General features: G+C 52.3%; 13 protein-coding genes. 7 read left to right on the forward strand and 6 right to left on the reverse strand.

Features of this window, described 5'->3' with window-relative positions; all coding sequences use genetic code 11:
- Positions 1 to 30 precede the first annotated feature (30 nt).
- Complete coding sequence (deoC, locus tag CA13_RS26175; protein WP_419195160.1) at positions 31 to 771, reverse strand: deoxyribose-phosphate aldolase; 741 nt, start codon at positions 769 to 771, stop codon at positions 31 to 33.
- A 171-nt stretch (positions 772 to 942) separates the two neighbouring features.
- Between deoC and CA13_RS26180 the strand changes: the two genes are divergently transcribed.
- Positions 943 to 1773 carry a hypothetical protein gene (locus tag CA13_RS26180; protein WP_146401722.1) on the forward strand — a complete coding sequence of 277 codons (831 nt, stop codon included), beginning with the start codon at positions 943 to 945 and terminating at the stop codon, positions 1771 to 1773.
- 5 nt (positions 1774 to 1778) lie between these two features.
- On the opposite strand, the gene asnB is transcribed toward CA13_RS26180, so the two are convergent.
- Positions 1779 to 3686, reverse strand: coding sequence for an asparagine synthase (glutamine-hydrolyzing) (asnB, locus tag CA13_RS26185; protein ID WP_146401724.1), 1908 nt, complete (start codon positions 3684 to 3686; stop codon positions 1779 to 1781).
- A 292-nt stretch (positions 3687 to 3978) separates the two neighbouring features.
- Between asnB and CA13_RS26190 the strand changes: the two genes are divergently transcribed.
- The 3 genes from CA13_RS26190 to CA13_RS26200 all read left to right on the forward strand — a co-directional run bounded on the left by CA13_RS26190 (position 3979) and on the right by CA13_RS26200 (position 8970).
- The gene (locus tag CA13_RS26190) at positions 3979 to 4356 is read left to right on the forward strand and encodes a hypothetical protein (protein WP_146401726.1); all 378 of its coding nucleotides are present in this window, start codon (positions 3979 to 3981) and stop codon (positions 4354 to 4356) included.
- 61 nt (positions 4357 to 4417) lie between these two features.
- Complete coding sequence (locus CA13_RS26195; protein ID WP_146401728.1) at positions 4418 to 5881, forward strand: efflux RND transporter periplasmic adaptor subunit; 1464 nt, start codon at positions 4418 to 4420, stop codon at positions 5879 to 5881.
- A gap of 2 nt (positions 5882 to 5883) precedes the next feature.
- Positions 5884 to 8970 carry an efflux RND transporter permease subunit gene (locus CA13_RS26200; RefSeq protein ID WP_419194844.1) on the forward strand — a complete coding sequence of 1029 codons (3087 nt, stop codon included), beginning with the start codon at positions 5884 to 5886 and terminating at the stop codon, positions 8968 to 8970.
- Between the two features lie 100 nt (positions 8971 to 9070).
- Here CA13_RS26200 and CA13_RS26205 read toward each other — a convergent pair whose 3' ends face one another.
- Together CA13_RS26205 and CA13_RS26210 are read right to left on the reverse strand one after the other, a co-directional pair.
- Positions 9071 to 9667 carry a hypothetical protein gene (locus CA13_RS26205; protein ID WP_146401732.1) on the reverse strand — a complete coding sequence of 199 codons (597 nt, stop codon included), beginning with the start codon at positions 9665 to 9667 and terminating at the stop codon, positions 9071 to 9073.
- A complete protein-coding gene (locus CA13_RS26210; protein WP_419194845.1) occupies positions 9667 to 10941 on the reverse strand; it encodes a leucine-rich repeat domain-containing protein in 1275 nt (424 codons plus the stop codon). Before CA13_RS26210 ends, CA13_RS26205 begins: the two co-directional genes overlap by 1 nt.
- Positions 10942 to 11327: 386 nt before the next feature.
- On the opposite strand from CA13_RS26210, the gene CA13_RS26215 reads away from it, so the two are divergent.
- A complete protein-coding gene (locus tag CA13_RS26215) occupies positions 11328 to 12734 on the forward strand; it encodes a Gfo/Idh/MocA family protein (protein ID WP_146401736.1) in 1407 nt (468 codons plus the stop codon).
- Positions 12735 to 12841: 107 nt separating this feature from the next.
- Here the strand turns inward: CA13_RS26215 and CA13_RS26220 are convergent, their stop codons facing one another.
- Both CA13_RS26220 and CA13_RS26225 read right to left on the reverse strand, forming a co-directional pair.
- Complete coding sequence (locus tag CA13_RS26220) at positions 12842 to 13447, reverse strand: class I SAM-dependent methyltransferase (protein ID WP_146401738.1); 606 nt, start codon at positions 13445 to 13447, stop codon at positions 12842 to 12844.
- A gap of 139 nt (positions 13448 to 13586) precedes the next feature.
- Complete coding sequence (locus CA13_RS26225) at positions 13587 to 13847, reverse strand: Orn/Lys/Arg decarboxylase N-terminal domain-containing protein (protein WP_473087489.1); 261 nt, start codon at positions 13845 to 13847, stop codon at positions 13587 to 13589.
- A gap of 220 nt (positions 13848 to 14067) precedes the next feature.
- Between CA13_RS26225 and leuC the strand changes: the two genes are divergently transcribed.
- Positions 14068 to 15462, forward strand: a complete 1395-nt coding sequence (gene leuC / locus CA13_RS26230; protein WP_419194846.1) for a 3-isopropylmalate dehydratase large subunit — start codon at positions 14068 to 14070, stop codon at positions 15460 to 15462.
- A 69-nt stretch (positions 15463 to 15531) separates the two neighbouring features.
- The gene (gene leuD, locus CA13_RS26235; RefSeq protein ID WP_146401742.1) at positions 15532 to 16125 is read left to right on the forward strand and encodes a 3-isopropylmalate dehydratase small subunit; all 594 of its coding nucleotides are present in this window, start codon (positions 15532 to 15534) and stop codon (positions 16123 to 16125) included.
- Positions 16126 to 16154 lie beyond the last annotated feature (29 nt).

Raw genomic sequence — 16154 nt, forward strand, 5'->3', positions numbered from 1 at the left:
GGCCAAGCTCACGCAAAAAACGAGTTTCGCTCAATAATTTGGGTTGTCGTTTTTGTTCGCCGCAATGGTACCGAGATTGATTTCGGGCATCCCGAGTTTCTTTCTCAGTGGATCGAGCATCTCTCGTGTCCGACTGGCCCCACATCGTGAAACGCCAAGCTCGCGAACCGCGATCAACGAATCGAGATCACGAACCCCACCGGCTGCTTTGACTTGCACATGATCCGCTGCGTGCTCTCGCATTAGTTTTAGATCTTCGTGAGTCGCACCACCCGTTCCGTAGCCCGTGGATGTTTTGACCCAATCGGCTCCTAGCTCGCTACAAATTTCACACAACTTGATCTTTTGGGCATCGTTCAAATAGCAGTTCTCGAAGATCACTTTCACTTTTTGTTCCGCAACATGGGCTACCTCGATCACTGCCTTGACGTCTTTGCGGACGTAGTCCCAATGGCCGCTCAAGACTTGGCTGATGTTGACCACCATATCCAATTCTTCGCAACCATCCGCAATCGCACGCTCAGCCTCGGCCCGCTTGATTTCCGTTGTATGCCCACCATGAGGAAACCCGATGGTCGTGGAGGCTTTGACGCCTGTACCACTTAGCAGTTCGGCACATCGTTTCAGGTAGTACGGCATGATACAGACGCTGGCGACATCGTACGCGATGGCTAATTGAATTCCCGCTTCGAAATCCTCCGTCGTCATCGTGGGGACCAGTAGCGAATGGTCAATCATTTTTGATAAATCGGTGTAGCTGTATTCCATCATGTTAATCCGAGACAAGAGAGAGAATGGATGTGCCCTACGGCGAAAGCATTGGAGCGAAAGTTTGTGTTTTTAGCAACTCGGCACCCTTGGCGACTTGGGAATGCGCTAGAATGAACGCCGTCGGCAAATCCTCACCTGACCACTTTTCATTTCTTGGCGAAGGCTAATCTGATGCGTCAAAACCCACTGCTTTGTGCGTCCTGTTTTTTGGCATTGATTCCCCATATATCATGGGGCCAAAACGAAGATCCCTTCGGGCAACCTCCACGGAGCAATGGACAACCTGCGATGCAAGATCCGTTTGGTGGTGGAGGTGGTCGCAGTGATGATCCGTTTGGTGGTGGAGGTGGTCGCAGTGATGATCCGTTTGGTGGCCCTGCCGCGCATTCAGATCGATCGAGTCGTGATCCATTTGCTCCCGTCATTCCAGCTGCTAGCACCCCCGTCGATCTAACAACGCGTCGCATTTCGACGACTTCCAGGGCAGAGAAAATGCTCTTGGAAAAATTGGGTGACAAGACTTCGATGACGTTTATCGAGACCCCCTTGGTAGAAGCCGTTCAAGAAATATCTCAGCAACATGGAATCCAGATGTTTGTGGATCAGCGTAGTTTTGAGGAGATTGGTTTGACTGATGATACGCCTGTCACACTTGACGTTGCGAATGTCTCGTTGCGCAGTTGCCTGAACTTGCTGCTGCGTGACCTTGATTCGACCTACGTTGTCCGAGACGAAGTGCTATTGATTACCACAATCGAAGCTGCGGAACAAATGCTTGCCTTGCGAACCTATGCGTTCCCTAAGGCTTTGTCGAGTAAAGCGGACCAAGTCGTCGCGATTATGTTGAAAACCGTGAAGCCCAATGACTGGGACGAACTTGGTGGTTATTGCTCAGCCGGTGCGGTCGAGAATGTCTTGGTGGTTTCGGCAACCGAAGAAGTTCATGAAGCGGTGATTGAATTCTTGGTAAAACTTGAGGCTGCCTTCAACGCTCGTCAATAATTGGATCAGGTCCATCGACGTAGCCACTTTTCCAGAATCAATAAATTCCACAACCGGTAACCATGGTTGTGTTCGTTTTGTTCGTGAGCACGGACCAATTCCTCGATGACCTCTCGGCGCATGTACGGAGCGATCCTGGCGTCATCGCCGAGTAGCGTATCGTGCACCATTGGTTTGAGTTCGTTACGGAACCAATTCGCGATCGGAATCCCGAAGCCCATTTTCTTGCGAGTGAAAATCTCTTTGGGAATCATCGATCCGAACGTATCTTGCAAGATCAGCTTGCCGCGCCGGCCGCGGAATTTCAGATTCACTGGTAATGATGCGGCATATTCAACCAAGCGGTAATCCAGTAGCGGTTGGCGAACTTCCAATCCATTTCCCATCGAGGCGATATCTACTTTGGTACACAAATCGCAAGGCAAATACGTCAATACGTCACTGGTCGACGCTCGCGTCACGACGTCGCGTCCTTTTGATCTTGTCCATGCGGCGTCCAGGAAATCGAACGGATCGTCACCGGGAAGTTCTTTCAAGAAGTCATCCGTGTAAAGGCCCGCACGCATCGATTCAGGGAAAATTTGCAGCCACTCCAAATACCGCCGTGCCGCGGGGCGGCCGAGCGCTTCGGTGAACCGTTTCGCTCGCCTCATCAATGATCGCTGTTTCTGCGAATCGGGTAGACGCTGGATCAAGCCAATCCCAGGGATCCGATGGATCGGAAAAATCTTTTGCAATTTGTTGCTCAACCACAACGCTTGATAACGCTCATACCCTGCGAACAACTCATCACCACCGTCGCCTGACAAGGCAACGGTCACTTTTCGCCGCGTCAACTCCGACAAATACCAAGTGGGGACCGCAGACGAATCGCCGAATGGTTCGTCATAGTGCCATACCAATTTGTCGATGATTTCGACGCCATTGGGCATTACCTCAAACCGTTCATGTTGAGTTCCCAAATGCTTAGCGACCTGAGCGGCGTAGGCTGTTTCGTCAAAGTCCGAAACTGGAAACCCAATGCTGAATGTTCGCACCGGAGTATCGGACAACGATTGAGCGATTGCGGTGACCAACGACGAATCGATGCCGCCCGACAAGAACGAACCGAGCGGCACGTCACTTTGCATTCTAAGTCGAACCGAATCGGTTAACAGTTCTCGGATTCGTTCGCACGCTTCTTCACGACGCGTAGGAACTTCGACGCTGGGATCGTAATTCCAATATCGCTCGACACGTATCCGCCCATTTTCAAATACCGCAAAATGCCCCGGAGCCAATTTGTGGACGCCTTTCCATATCGTGCTTGGCGGCGGAATGTACTGGTAGGTCAAAAATTCGTCGATCGCACCTGGATCGATTTCATTGCAGACGCCACCCGCCTGGACAAGGCATTTCAATTCACTTCCGAAGACCAATCGATTGTTTTTGACGGCATAGTAGAGCGGTTTTTGTCCGATCCGATCTCTTGCTAATACCATTCGATTTCGGTTGGTATCCCAAATTGCGATCGCGAACATCCCATTTAACTGCGAGAAACAATCGGTTCCTTCGTCTTCATAGAGATGCAAGATCGATTCGCCGTCGCCGTGCGTGGCGAACGTGTGCCCGGTTCCTTCGAGTCGTCGCCGAAGGGTTTGGAAATTGTAGATCTCGCCATTGAAAACCATTCGCACCGAGCCATCCTCGTTGGCCATCGGTTGGCGGGCTCCTTCGAGGTCGATAATGCTGAGTCGGCGAAAACCCAAACCCACCCCGACACGGTTCCCGTAAGCGTCGTGGTGATTCGTATCGAGCCAAGTTTGGGAGTCGTCCGGACCGCGATGGGCGATCGCGTCGGTCATCTTAGTAAGTAAGGATTGGTCAATCGATTGTCGAGAGTCGAGCCATACCGCACCGGTGATCCCACACATGAATAGATTGTCTTATTTGGATGAGGAAATGTTTGGGGACCAATGACCGATGGATGAATACTGCTGCCCTAGTATGGCTTCCTTGGCCAGTCCGGGCAACGCCGTGTTGGGAACGAATTGCGACGAATTGACGCAGGATCGTTTCGTAGTTACGATCGATCAAATGATGAGTAGTGTCCAATTGCGTCATGATCGGAACCGAACAAAGTCTCTTCGCAATGTCGGTTTGTGGATGGTTGCATGGTTGTTGGCTTGCCAATTTCCGATGCCCGTTTCGCATTTTCATGCCACAATGTCTGAAGCTTCCCTGCTAGCTCATTTAGATCAATCCCACGGGGCAGTCGCGGTATCAGAGAAAGAAACGCATTGGCACTGGTGCATGCCGTGGAACTCGCCGGTTTGCGGAGATGAAGACCAGCGTGACGATCCGTTTGACCATCAGGGTCGAGTGGCAAATTCGCCGACCGGTTTTTGGGGATCAGGGGATGGGTTAGTCGTTGATCAAGATTCCGATCCGGAGTTAATCCCTGCCGCAGCGGTTAGGATCGCGTGTGCGGGCGACGATCCCAAGCGAAGTTTGGAACGTTCTTCTTCAAGTGTGCCCCTCTCTTTTTTGCACACCTTCTCGGCGGTGCGTCTGCTGACGCTCGTTTGTGTTTGTTTGCGTTGATCGATTGCGACTTTTGTTTTGATTTGTCGCTGATTTCGATTCACTACGCATTCAAATTCTCATGTCAAAAAAACTTGTTTACGCGGTTTCGCTATGCGCCGTGATCGTGGCGGGCGGATGGTTGTTTTGGGCGCTGCTGCCTGACGAGCCTGTAATAACGGCAACGCAATCCACCGCTTCTACGGAGCTTCAAACGGAGATCAACACGGTCCGTTTGACTCCTGAAAACAGGGTGTCCGTTGGAATTGTAGTCGAAACGGCAAAGGTGCATTCGCTCGTTCCCACGCGGACGTTACCGGGCCGGCTTGATTATGACCAAGATCTGCACGTCGCGATCAAGTCCGCCTGTGATGGCATCGTTACCGAAGTAATGGCTCACCCCGGTACCATGGTGTCCAGAGGCCAAGTGGTTGCCACGATTGTCAGCCCCGAGGTTGGCCAAGCTCGGAGCCTCGTTCAATCACGGTTAGCGGACCAAAGCCTCGCTGAATCTGCACGCGATCGAGACCACGCGATTTGCTTGGGGGTCCAAAGACTTGTCGAAATGATTCGTGAGGGAAAGACGCCCGACCAAATCGAAGAGGAACTCGCGGACGAATCGCTAGGCGTCTATCGCCGCACTTTGATTAGCGCTTACACTCGAGAGCGTTTGGCGAAGGAAGTAGCCAAAAGCTCGCGAGAGGCGGCTTCACGTGGCGCACTGGCAGGCCGAATTCAGAGTGAGCGAGAAAATGAGCAACAAGCTGCAGAAGCTTCGTTGGCTTCGTTGGCCGATTCCTCTCTCTTTGAAGTTCACCAAAAATGCAAACAATCCGAAGCTGCGTTTGCCGCTGCAAAACGCGAAGTCAAAATCAGCTTGCAGAGGCTCAACGCGTTACTCGGGCCGGCTGCACCTCACGCGACCGAAACCACCTTTGATACCGGACAAAGCGATACAATTTCCAATGTCGACTTAGTGTCTCCGATTGACGGCACCGTCGAAGAACGCTTGTTGACTGCGACCGAACGAGTGATTGCGGGCGATTCGATTTTTACCATCGCAGATACCGATCGCCTATGGGCGGTGGCGGACGTGCGCGAACGTGATTGGTCGGCGATCACGGTGTCGACGGGGCAACGCGTGAAAGTCACTTTGCCGGCGATGGAGGAAGCTGCGTTCGACGCCGAGATTATTATCGTCGGACGTCGAGTGGATCCGGCAACTGGCGCGGCCCCACTCGTTGCGGCACTGCAATCGAGCGACACACGGCTCCGCCCTGGGTTGTTTCTGCGCATGAAAGTTCCCACCGGTCCACCAACAGACGTCATCGCCGTTCCGGAGCAAGCGGTGGTAGTGCATGAGAACGAGTCATTTGTTTTTGTAGCGGAAGGCGAAGATACATTTCGCCGCGTCAATGTCAGCACCGGTCGATCCGAGGATGGCTATACCGAAATCGAATGCGGGATTGACGAAGGTGATCCGGTTGTCGTTGCGGGCGTGTTTAAGCTAAAGAGCGAATTGCTGCTCGCCGGCGAGGGAGAATAACGGTGCTAAGAAAACTCATTGAATTTTGTCTCGAAAATCGCTTTATCATTTTGGCGTCGACGTTCCTGATGGCCATAGCTGGCGTTAAGAGTGCCATCGAATTGCCAATCGATGCGGTTCCGGATATGACCAACGTCCAAGTCGCCGTAATCACCGATGCAGGTTCATTGTCACCGGTGGAAGTCGAACAATATATTACTTATCCGATCGAATCGACGATGGGCGGTTTGCCGAATGTCGAAGAGGTCCGCAGCGTTTCAAAGTTTGGCATTTCCGTGGTCACGATCGTTTTCAACGAAGGGACCGACGTCTACTTTGCTCGCCAAGTTGTCACCGAGCGATTGCCAACCGCTGCGGCTGCGATTCCACCGGGATATGGCACACCCGAACTGGGGCCGCTGACGACGGCGCTTGGCGAAATTCTGCAATTCGAAGTCCGTGGCGACGAATATACGCCGATGCAACTGCGGACGATGTTGGAATGGGAAATCGCACCTAAAATGCGCGAAGTGCGTGGCGTTACGGAAATCAATACGCACGGCGGCTTCTACAAATCGTTTGAAATTCGTCCCGATCCTGATCAATTGGCAAGCAACAACATTACGCTCAGCGAATTGTTTGATCGAATTCAACAAAACAACGGTTCCACAGGTGGCGGATATGTCGTCCACCACGATGAACAACGCTTTATCCGTGGCGAAGCACTCTTGAAGGGGATCGACGATATTCGCCAAATTGTGATTCGTCGCGATGAAAATGTGGCGCCCCTTTTGTTGTCGGACATCGCGGAAGTCACGGTCGCGCCGTTGACACGCCAAGGCGCGGTGACTCGCGATGGACGTGGCGAAGCGGTTACAGGCCTAGTGATGATGTTGATTGGTGAAAATTCGCGAGAGGTGGTCGCGCGGGTCAAAGAGCGAATCGACGAGATCGGACAAACGCTTGCGCCTGGCGTGTCGCTTGAAATTACCTACGACCGATCGGCCTTAATTGGGCGAACCTTGCATACGGTAACAAAGAACCTCCTCGAAGGAGGTGTTTTGGTGATTTTGGTTTTGCTGATGATGCTAGGAAGTATTCGAGCGGGATTGATCGTGGCACTTGCGATTCCGCTTTCGATGTTGTTCGCTGCGAATTTGATGTATGCGACGGCAATCTCGGCAAGTCTGATGAGTCTCGGAGCGATCGACTTTGGTTTGATCGTCGATTCGTCTGTCATTATGGTTGAAAATTGCATGCACCGTTTGTCTGAAAACACGTTGGGCGTGAGGAAACGTATCGATGTGATTCGCGATGCTTGTATCGAGGTGCGAAAGCCAACGTTGTTTGGTGAATTGATCATCGCGGTCGTCTATATCCCTGTGCTACTACTCCAAGGGACCGAGGGAAAGTTGTTTCGTCCGATGGCGTTAACGGTTTTGTTCGCGTTGTTTGGATCGCTCATTTTGTCCATGACACTGATGCCCGTGTTGGCGTCGTTGGCGCTGCCGCGAAATTTGTCTGACAAGGATGTGTTCTTCGTCCGTTGGATCAAAGTGATTTATCGGCCATTGGTTCATCAAGCAATTCGAGCGCCGATGATGATTGCGTTAGTTGCCTTTACCGTGTTTGCCGTAAGCATTCCGGTATCGATGCGTTTGGGTGCCGAGTTCATGCCGCGACTCGAAGAAGGCGATTTACTTGTCGAAGCTCAACGGTTACCAAGTGCCACGATCGAGGGGGCAACCGAGATGAGTACCGAGATCGAAAAGATCTTGATGGACTTTCCCGAGGTGAAAACGGTATTCTGTAAAACCGGACGGCCCGAGATTGCCAACGATGTGATGGGCGTCCATCAAACGGACGTTTGGGTCATCTTGAAATCGCACGATCAATGGCGAGCAGGCGTTTCGCGAAACGATTTGATTGCTGAGATGGACGAACAACTCAATCGACGCGTCGCTGGTGTCGCCTTTGGATTCACTCAGCCAATCGAGATGCGGGTGGACGAATTGGTTGCGGGAGTAAAGTCGGATGTGGCGGTATTGTTATACGGCGACGATCTAGAGATGCTTGCGAAAAAATCAAAAGAGATTGAATCGGTGTTGTCTTTGATCGACGGATCGGCTGACGTACGTGCCGACTATCAAGCAAATCTGCAAACCTTGTCGATCCGTCCGCGTCGCGATGCATTGGCCCGCTATGGAATTGATGCTTCAAAAGTGCTTGGCGCAATCGAATCGCTTGGTGGGCGACCGGTCGGTGTTATCATCGACGGTCGGGCACGCTACCCGATTCTGGTACGAATTCCTGAATCGTGGCGAAAAGAAATGTCGCTTTTGAAGCAATTGCCGGTCGACCAGGCAGGTGGACGGATCGTTTCGCTTGGTGAATTGGCTGATTTAACGCTTGAGGAAACGCCACCCTCGGTTGAGCATGACAACGTCCGGCGGCGGACCTTCATCGCAGCGAATGTCCGCGGTCGCGATGTTGCCAGCTTTGTAAACGATGCTAAGCGGGCGGTCGCGGAGAATGTTCAATTGCCGCCTGGATACGAGATTCGGTGGGGAGGTGACTTTGAGAACTTACAATCGGCTAGCCGGCGATTGATGTTGATCACGCCGTTGGTGCTGCTGCTGATCTTCTTGCTGCTTCATACGACATTCGGAAGCGTATCGTTGGCGATGTTGATTTTCCTTGCGGTTCCGATGGCCGCCAGTGGCGGGATCTTTGCCTTGGCGATTCGAGGCATGCCATTTAGTATTTCTGCTGGGGTGGGGTTCATTGCATTGTTTGGCGTTGCGGTCTTGAACGGTTTGGTTTGGGTAAGTGCAGCCGAACGCGCTCGGATTGCAGGCTTATCAATGAAAGAAGTGACCGAGCAAACGGCACTGAACCGAATGCGCCCGGTTTTGATGACGGCCTTGGTCGCCAGTTTAGGGTTCGTGCCGATGGCGTTATCCGGTAGCGACGGCGCGGAGCTTCAACGCCCGCTTGCAACGGTTGTCATCGGAGGTCTGATTACCAGCACGCTATTAACTGGGTTGGTCATCCCCGCAATCTATCCATGGTTTGCACCGAGAAGAAACCCAGCAGCAGAATTGGAATAAACGCGTCGCAAGACATAGGCCGCCGTCGCTAAACTGCAAGCGACCATATACTCGGTGTTGAAACTTGCCGGTGGCGATTGAATCGTCTTCTGGGAAAATTTCAATCGCGGAAATCGTAGCGTTTTTGTTCGGCGTGGATCACCGTTGAGAAGAAACTGCGAAGCTTTGGTTGACTATGCTCGGTCAGCCGAACGCTCTTGGTGTTTTCGCCGTCGCCAACCCAACCGCTTTCGAGTTCCAAATCGATTACGATCGGTTCGAAACGATTGGCGGTTGGGTCAGTGATTCGCAGGCGAATCAGTCGGGAATTCAATTTGTCACCAACCGTACGCGACCCAAGTGGGTTCATGCTGCTGGTCGTCCAGTCGTAGCTTCGCTCGTCGAGCATTGCGTGGCGTAATAGTCCCAACCCCGGCATTGTCGTCAGTTCGATCGAGTTCGGTGTTTCGCCGTTTGACGACACGTCAGTAATGGGTTCGTCTATCGGAATCAGCTCTATCCGTTCGCCGATTTGAAACGCCGTGATCATATCATCACCCCAAAACGATCGGGTTTTTTCCAGTCGCGTTCGCCGACCCTTGATGCTGGCGATTGCTCCGATCACAGCTAAACAAGCGACCGCGAGCCCAATCAGGACGCCTCGGCGCGTGATTCGGGCTCGTGGATCGTTGTATTTGTCGTCGTGTTGTGTTGACATTAGTTTTCGAACTCAACGACTTTTAGCTCAGCGTATTTTTCCACCAATTCGTCAATCACATCATAACCGATCGAAGTGTTGGCCACGTTTAACAGTTTCAGCTTTGGCAGTGCCGCCAGTTTGCGGAAACTGTCATCGGTCAATTGCGTGCCTGCGACGTTGATATTTTCGATGTCTTGAAATTTCAAAAGCGTGTCGATCGATTCATCGGTGATGTCGGTACTTTTCAAATTCAGCTCTTTCAGCTTTGTCAGCCCACCGAATTGGTTAAGTGCCTCATCATCGGTCTTGGTTTCCCAAAGCCCGAGGTAGGTCAGTTGAGTTAGCTTTCCAATCTCTGCCAACCCCTCGGAATTGACCAAACGACATTCGGCAATGTCGAGGAAGTTGACTTTGGGTAGCGACGCGATGATTTTCAGTCCGTCACTATCGAGTGAAGTGTCGCGCAATTCCAATCTCGTAAGATTTTTCAGGCCAGCAATCGATTTGAAGCCTTCGCCGGTCACATCGGAACCGCGAATCCGCAATCGCTTTAACTTTGAAAGTCCCTCAAGGTGTTTCATTCCTTCGTCGTTGATTTTGGTGTAGTCCAATTGGATGGACTCGAGCGACTTCATCGCACCGAGGATTTTCAACGATACGTTACTGATCGAAGTGCAGTAGTTGGCATTGAACGATTTAAGTTTCAAGTCAGCCAACTTGGCCACTCCGTCATCGGTGACCTTCGATTTTTCAAGCTGGATATCGACGAGCGATTTAATTTTGGCCAATTCATCAAGCGCGGCGTCTTGGACATTCGTGTTTCGTAAATCGATCGCGCGTAACTTGCTAAGCGATTGGAGTTTCGCCAATCCTTCTTTGGACGCGGCAGTGCGGCGAAGGAACAACGCTTCGAGAGTCGGTAGCTTTGCGATCGAGTCAAGCGTTTTGTTGCTAATGGCCGAATCTGTAAAATCAAGTCGCTTGATCTTGGACCATGATTCAATCACCGACATCCCTTCATCTGAAACACCTGGCCCCGTGAACCGAGCGATTTCAACGTTGGGGACGCCTGACAAATGGCTTAGCGAATCGGCGATGCTCTCATCACTTGCGACTGCCAATTCGACGACGTTTCCGGCTTGGTTGTTCTTAAGCAAGTATCCTGCTTCGCGCAGAGCTTCGACATCAGCAGGCGTATCAGCCACGATCGTCACTTTGATCGGTGGCGTCTTCTCGGCCGAAGGCTGTTTTTCAGCAACTTCACTGGATGACTTTGGGGCGCATCCGCTCATGACAAAGAGTATTAGAAGCATGGAGCATCGCAGGCTATTCGACCATACCGGTGCGAGGTTTTTCCTCGACATTTGGTGAACTGTGTGATTGTTTGTAGTGGGTTTTGGGGTCCAAAAAGCGGACATGGCAACGAAGGCTCCAAAGCGAGGCAGAGTGGATTGGGGGCAGGCAACCGAACAACCAAGCGTAAACCTTTTGAGCCGATTTGGCAACGAACCCTCAGGGGCGAATCGATCGCTGCGCACGAAAGACTGCGAATGCGGGGCACAGGTGAAAATCGATTGTTGTCTGCCGATTCAAGCCCTGCTATTCTGTTACCGTGGTTTTGAGAATCTCGTCAAAACTTCCTACCCATTTCCCCACCTCCTCTTCGAAAGAATATTGTATGAGTAAAAAAACAACAAGAAGAACCTTCCTAGGTCAAAGTGCAGCTGTCGGTGCTGGCGTTGGCTTCTGGTCAGGTACATCGATGGTCAGTCGCGGAGAAGATTCTGCGTTACAAGGACTCGCTGCTGCGTGCGTTGGCGTTGGTGGAAAGGGTGGTAGTGACACCAGCCACATCGGCGACCAAGGCGTTGCGATCGTTGGCCTTTGCGACGTCGATGGCGGAACGCTAACCAAGAAGGGACGTGAGTTCCCGGACGCGAAGCAGTACAATGATTTCCGCGAAATGCTCGATCAGTTGGGCGACAAAGTGGATATCGTGACTGTCAGCACGCCTGACCACACACACGCTTCCGCAGCACTTCGTGCGATGAAGATGAAGAAGCACGTGTATTGTCAAAAGCCCATGACTTGGTCGATCCGAGAAGCTCGCATGATGCGCGAGACAGCGGAAGAAATGGGTGTTGTCACTCAAATGGGCAACCAAGGCACTGCTGAAGACGGACTTCGCGAATCCGTGGAAATTATCCAAAGCGGAGCCATTGGCGATGTCGCGGAAGTTCACATTTGGTCGAACCGCCCGATTTGGCCACAAGGTAAAGGACGTCCCTCAGGCGAAGATCCGATTCCCGAAGATTTGAACTGGGATGCGTGGATCGGACCAGCACCAATGCGTCCGTTCAAGAAGGGCGAGTATCACTCGTTCAATTGGCGTGGTTGGGTTGACTTTGGAACGGGCGCACTGGGTGACATGGCTTGTCATACAACAAACATGCCAGTGATGGCATTGAAGTTGTGGGACCCGATTGCTGTTACCGCCGTGAAGAACCCTGGTATCTTCGAAGGCGAAACCTATCCAGCTAGCTCGTCATTGATGTTCGAGTTCCCTGAGCGTGAAGGCTTGCCAGCGTGCAAGTTCTATTGGTACGACGGTGGCGAGTTGCCACCCGAGGACGTGCTCGCCCAGTTGCCCAAGTCGTTCCAAAGACGGATCGCGGCCCAAAAAGAAGGTGGCGGCAAAACGAGCGGATCGCTCGTGCTTGGCAGCAAAGGCGCGTTGTTCTCGCCTGACGATTACGGCGCACGCCACGTATTGTTGCCAGAAACCGATTTTGCTGACTACAAGATGCCGGCACAGACATTGCCACGCATTCCGTTCAAAGCAGGTGGCGATGAGCGACACAAGTGGGAATTTGTCAGCTCGTGCAAGGGGGAATACGAACCCGGCACGATGTCCAACTTTAGCTACGCAGGCCGCCTGACCGAGACAATTCTCGCCGGCAACTTGGCCATGCGAAGCGAAGAAGGTAAGCGGATCGAGTGGAACGCGAAGGAATTGATGAGCCCGAATGTTCCTGAAGTGAACCAATTCGTTCAACGCGAATATCGTGACGGTTGGGAAGCGTAAGCTCCACATCGTCTAACGATTTGAAATCGAAAACTCTGCATACAACCGTTTGTATGCAGAGTTTTTTTGTGCCTTGAACAGACTCGTGCCTTGAACAGGAACGGGCTCTACCCGACGCGCCGTTGCAGTACCAATTGGTTACGCCCGTCATACGTCATTAGCAACGCACCGTCGCTTGCGCAGCCGTCAAACAACTCTGCAAAGTATTGATGCTCGCCCGGCCATGGAAATGCAAAGATCAAATCGAACTCATCAATCGAACTGCCGAGTTCTTCATAAGCGCTAGCGGCATCGAGGTCGACATGGTCGATGTCTTGGATACGATCGGCAATCGCCGATCGATCCTCTGGCAAGAAGCTTCCTTCGACAAAACCAGCGGGAATCGAAAAGTCATCTGCTAACCGCCGTGCTTCGTCAATTAAGTCACTTTCGACTTCGATACCAACTGCATCAAATCCCTGAATTGCCGCCATCATCGTCACCACGCCCAATCCGCTACCCCATTCACAAAACGCATTGCCGCAGATCAAGTTTTCATTCGCGATCCACTCAATTGCTGCACCGACGACGGCAAAATCACAGACAACGAAGTTGTGAATCGTTTCCCTTCTCGACTTTGTGAACGCATCGACTCGGCGGTTCGCTTCGGCAATGAGTTTTGCATGCTCGGCGATTGAGGACGGAAGTCTTGGTATTGGAATGGTTTGTAGCATTGTAAGTTCTTCGAGCGGCATAACCGCGATCAGCGAGTTTCTGGTCGGAGGCAAAACGGTCGGTGCGGCAAACGGAAGCAGGTCGTCAAACGTGCCCCTGCCAAAACGGACGCCCGCCGTCGCATGTCAAGCTTTACGCCTACTGCACCGTTGGGTTTTCAGGCAATCGGCAAGGTGCTTCCTGTCCCGCGACAATCTCGCCATCATCGATCGACAAAATAAAGGCCGATGCGCGAGATTGCTGCTGGGCGAATTGGGATAAATCGCCGTAGCTTGTGGCACCGATGACTTCGGCGCCTTCGTTTTCGATCGCTTCGGCTAAGGCACGAATTCCCAGCCCCGATGCGTTTTCGGATCGGAAATCCTCGTCAATAATCAGAATCGGGAAATGAAATTTCATAGGGGGCCTTTGTCAGTCTTTCGAAGTCGTGGCAGTTTACGGCGTAGACGAGCTTCATCCCAGATCCGTTTTGGAAAGGGCGTTGACAGTTCCCGTTTTACAGTTGACAGTAAAGGTTACCGCTTTTGACCCCTTCTAACCGGTTCTTCATACGAAAATGACTGATTCACCGTCTGGCACTACCGCCGCCTTTGAGGCGAAATCCTCTTCCCCCCGAACGATGCTCGACAAGATTTGGGACGAGCACGTTGTCTACCAACCTGAATCGGGCCCTACGATCCTGTACATTGATTTGCACTTGGTCCATGAAGTCACCAGTGCCCAAGCGTTTGAGGGACTTCGTTTGGCGGGCCGAAAACTACGTCGGCCCGAACGGACAATCGCAACGCCCGACCATAACGTGCCGACGAGTGATCGTAGTTTACCGATTGCGGATCAAACCAGTCGCAAGCAAATCGAAACGCTTCGTGAGAATTGCAAAGAGTTTGGTGTTACCCTGTTCGACATTCATGATGTCCGGCAAGGGATCGTGCACGTGATCGGACCCGAAAACGGTTACACACAACCTGGTATGACAATCGTTTGTGGCGACAGTCATACTGCGACGCATGGTGCGTTTGGCGCGTTGGCGTTCGGTATTGGGACCAGCGAAGTCGAGCATGTCTTGGCCACCCAAACGCTTCTGCAATTTAAGCCAAAGACGTTCGAGTTGCGTGTCGACGGCGAGTTGTCACGCGGTGTGACTGCCAAAGACATGATCCTCTATTTGATCGGCCAAATCGGTACCGCCGGCGGTACCGGCTATGTGCTTGAATATACCGGCGACTGTGTCCGCAATCTTTCGATGGAAGAACGGATGACCGTTTGCAACATGTCCATCGAGGCGGGGGCTCGGGCGGGAATGATCGCACCGGACCAAACGACGTTCGACTATTTGCGAGGAAAGCCGGAGTCGCCAAAAGATTTTGAATCGGCGATCGAGCGTTGGAAGAGGTTGCCAACTGATCCAGGAGCAAAGTACGACTTGTCGAATGTTTATCAAGGTTCATCGATTGAACCCCAGGTCACTTGGGGGACCAACCCAGGTCAAGTCCGCAGTGTGACCGACGTGATCCCCGATCCGTCGGAGTTCAGCGATGCGACCGAGCAAAAGTCGACCGCGCAGGCATTGGAATACATGGGGCTAAAGGCTCGTACGCCGATCCAAGATGTGACCCTCAATCGTGTCTTTATCGGTTCTTGCACAAACGCACGGATCGAAGATTTGCGGGCCGCAGCGGCGGTTGTGAAAGGTCACCATGTTTCGAGTAGTGTGGATGCGATGGTTGTGCCGGGAAGTGGCCAAGTGAAGAAGCAAGCGGAACAGGAAGGTCTCAATAAGATTTTCACAGAGGCCGGTTTCGATTGGCGAGAGGCTGGTTGCAGCATGTGTTTGGCAATGAACCCCGATAAGTTGGCCCCCGGCGAACGGTGTGCCAGCACGAGCAATCGGAACTTTGAAGGACGCCAAGGCAAAGGGGGGCGAACGCATTTGGTCAGCCCCGCGATGGCCGCTGCCGCAGCCGTGAAAGGCCACTTTGTGGACATCCGCGATTGGGATTTTAAGTCGGCTTAAGACGCCGGAAATTGGATCGTTCGGATCGAACCGATATCATCATCAACCGTCACCACCTCATTAAACAACATGCAAGACTTTACAAAACATACCGGTGTCGTCGCTACGCTTGACCGCGCCAATGTCGATACGGATCAAATCATCCCAAAGCAATTCTTGAAGCGAATTGAGCGAACGGGTTTTGGTCAATTCCTATTTTTCGATTGGCGATTCCTCGATGACGGCACGACGCCAAACAGCGATTTTGAGCTGAACCAACCCGCGGTGAAGGACGCGTCGATTCTAATCACGCGTAAAAACTTCGGCAGTGGCAGTAGTCGCGAGCATGCGGTGTGGGCGCTGGATGATTACGGATTCCGATCGGTGATCGCGCCCTCGTTCGCGGATATCTTTTTCAACAATTGCTTCAAGAATGGCGTATTGCCGATTGCACTTCCCGAAGCTGACATCGACGAGCTATTCAAGCGAGCGGAAGCCAATTCGCCGTACACGCTAACCGTCGATCTTGAAAATCAAGTGATTCGTGATGACGCGGGTTTTGAACGCAGTTTCGAAGTGGAATCGAGCCGTCGCCACAACTTGCTCAACGGACTCGATGATATCGGGTTGACGTTGATGCAAGAAGCCAAAATCACCGAGTACGAAAACGCCCGAACTTGGTAATGACCCGAATTTGGTCATGAATGGGGCTG

Origin of the sequence: Novipirellula herctigrandis (assembly GCA_007859835.1) — a bacterium.
GTDB lineage: Bacteria > Planctomycetota > Planctomycetia > Pirellulales > Pirellulaceae > Novipirellula_A > Novipirellula_A herctigrandis.

Excerpts from the sequence above, each read along its gene's own strand:
- deoC (WP_419195160.1), bottom strand. The coding sequence starts at position 771 with ATGATGGAATACAGCTACACCGATTTATCAAAAATGATTGACCATTCG.
- CA13_RS26180 (WP_146401722.1), top strand. The coding sequence starts at position 943 with ATGCGTCAAAACCCACTGCTTTGTGCGTCCTGTTTTTTGGCATTGATT.
- asnB (WP_146401724.1), bottom strand. The coding sequence starts at position 3,686 with ATGTGTGGGATCACCGGTGCGGTATGGCTCGACTCTCGACAATCGATT.
- CA13_RS26190 (WP_146401726.1), top strand. The coding sequence starts at position 3,979 with ATGTCTGAAGCTTCCCTGCTAGCTCATTTAGATCAATCCCACGGGGCA.
- CA13_RS26195 (WP_146401728.1), top strand. The coding sequence starts at position 4,418 with ATGTCAAAAAAACTTGTTTACGCGGTTTCGCTATGCGCCGTGATCGTG.
- CA13_RS26205 (WP_146401732.1), bottom strand. The coding sequence starts at position 9,667 with ATGTCAACACAACACGACGACAAATACAACGATCCACGAGCCCGAATC.
- CA13_RS26210 (WP_419194845.1), bottom strand. The coding sequence starts at position 10,941 with ATGAGCGGATGCGCCCCAAAGTCATCCAGTGAAGTTGCTGAAAAACAG.
- CA13_RS26215 (WP_146401736.1), top strand. The coding sequence starts at position 11,328 with ATGAGTAAAAAAACAACAAGAAGAACCTTCCTAGGTCAAAGTGCAGCT.
- CA13_RS26220 (WP_146401738.1), bottom strand. The coding sequence starts at position 13,447 with ATGCTACAAACCATTCCAATACCAAGACTTCCGTCCTCAATCGCCGAG.
- CA13_RS26225 (WP_473087489.1), bottom strand. The coding sequence starts at position 13,847 with ATGAAATTTCATTTCCCGATTCTGATTATTGACGAGGATTTCCGATCC.
- leuC (WP_419194846.1), top strand. The coding sequence starts at position 14,068 with ATGCTCGACAAGATTTGGGACGAGCACGTTGTCTACCAACCTGAATCG.
- leuD (WP_146401742.1), top strand. The coding sequence starts at position 15,532 with ATGCAAGACTTTACAAAACATACCGGTGTCGTCGCTACGCTTGACCGC.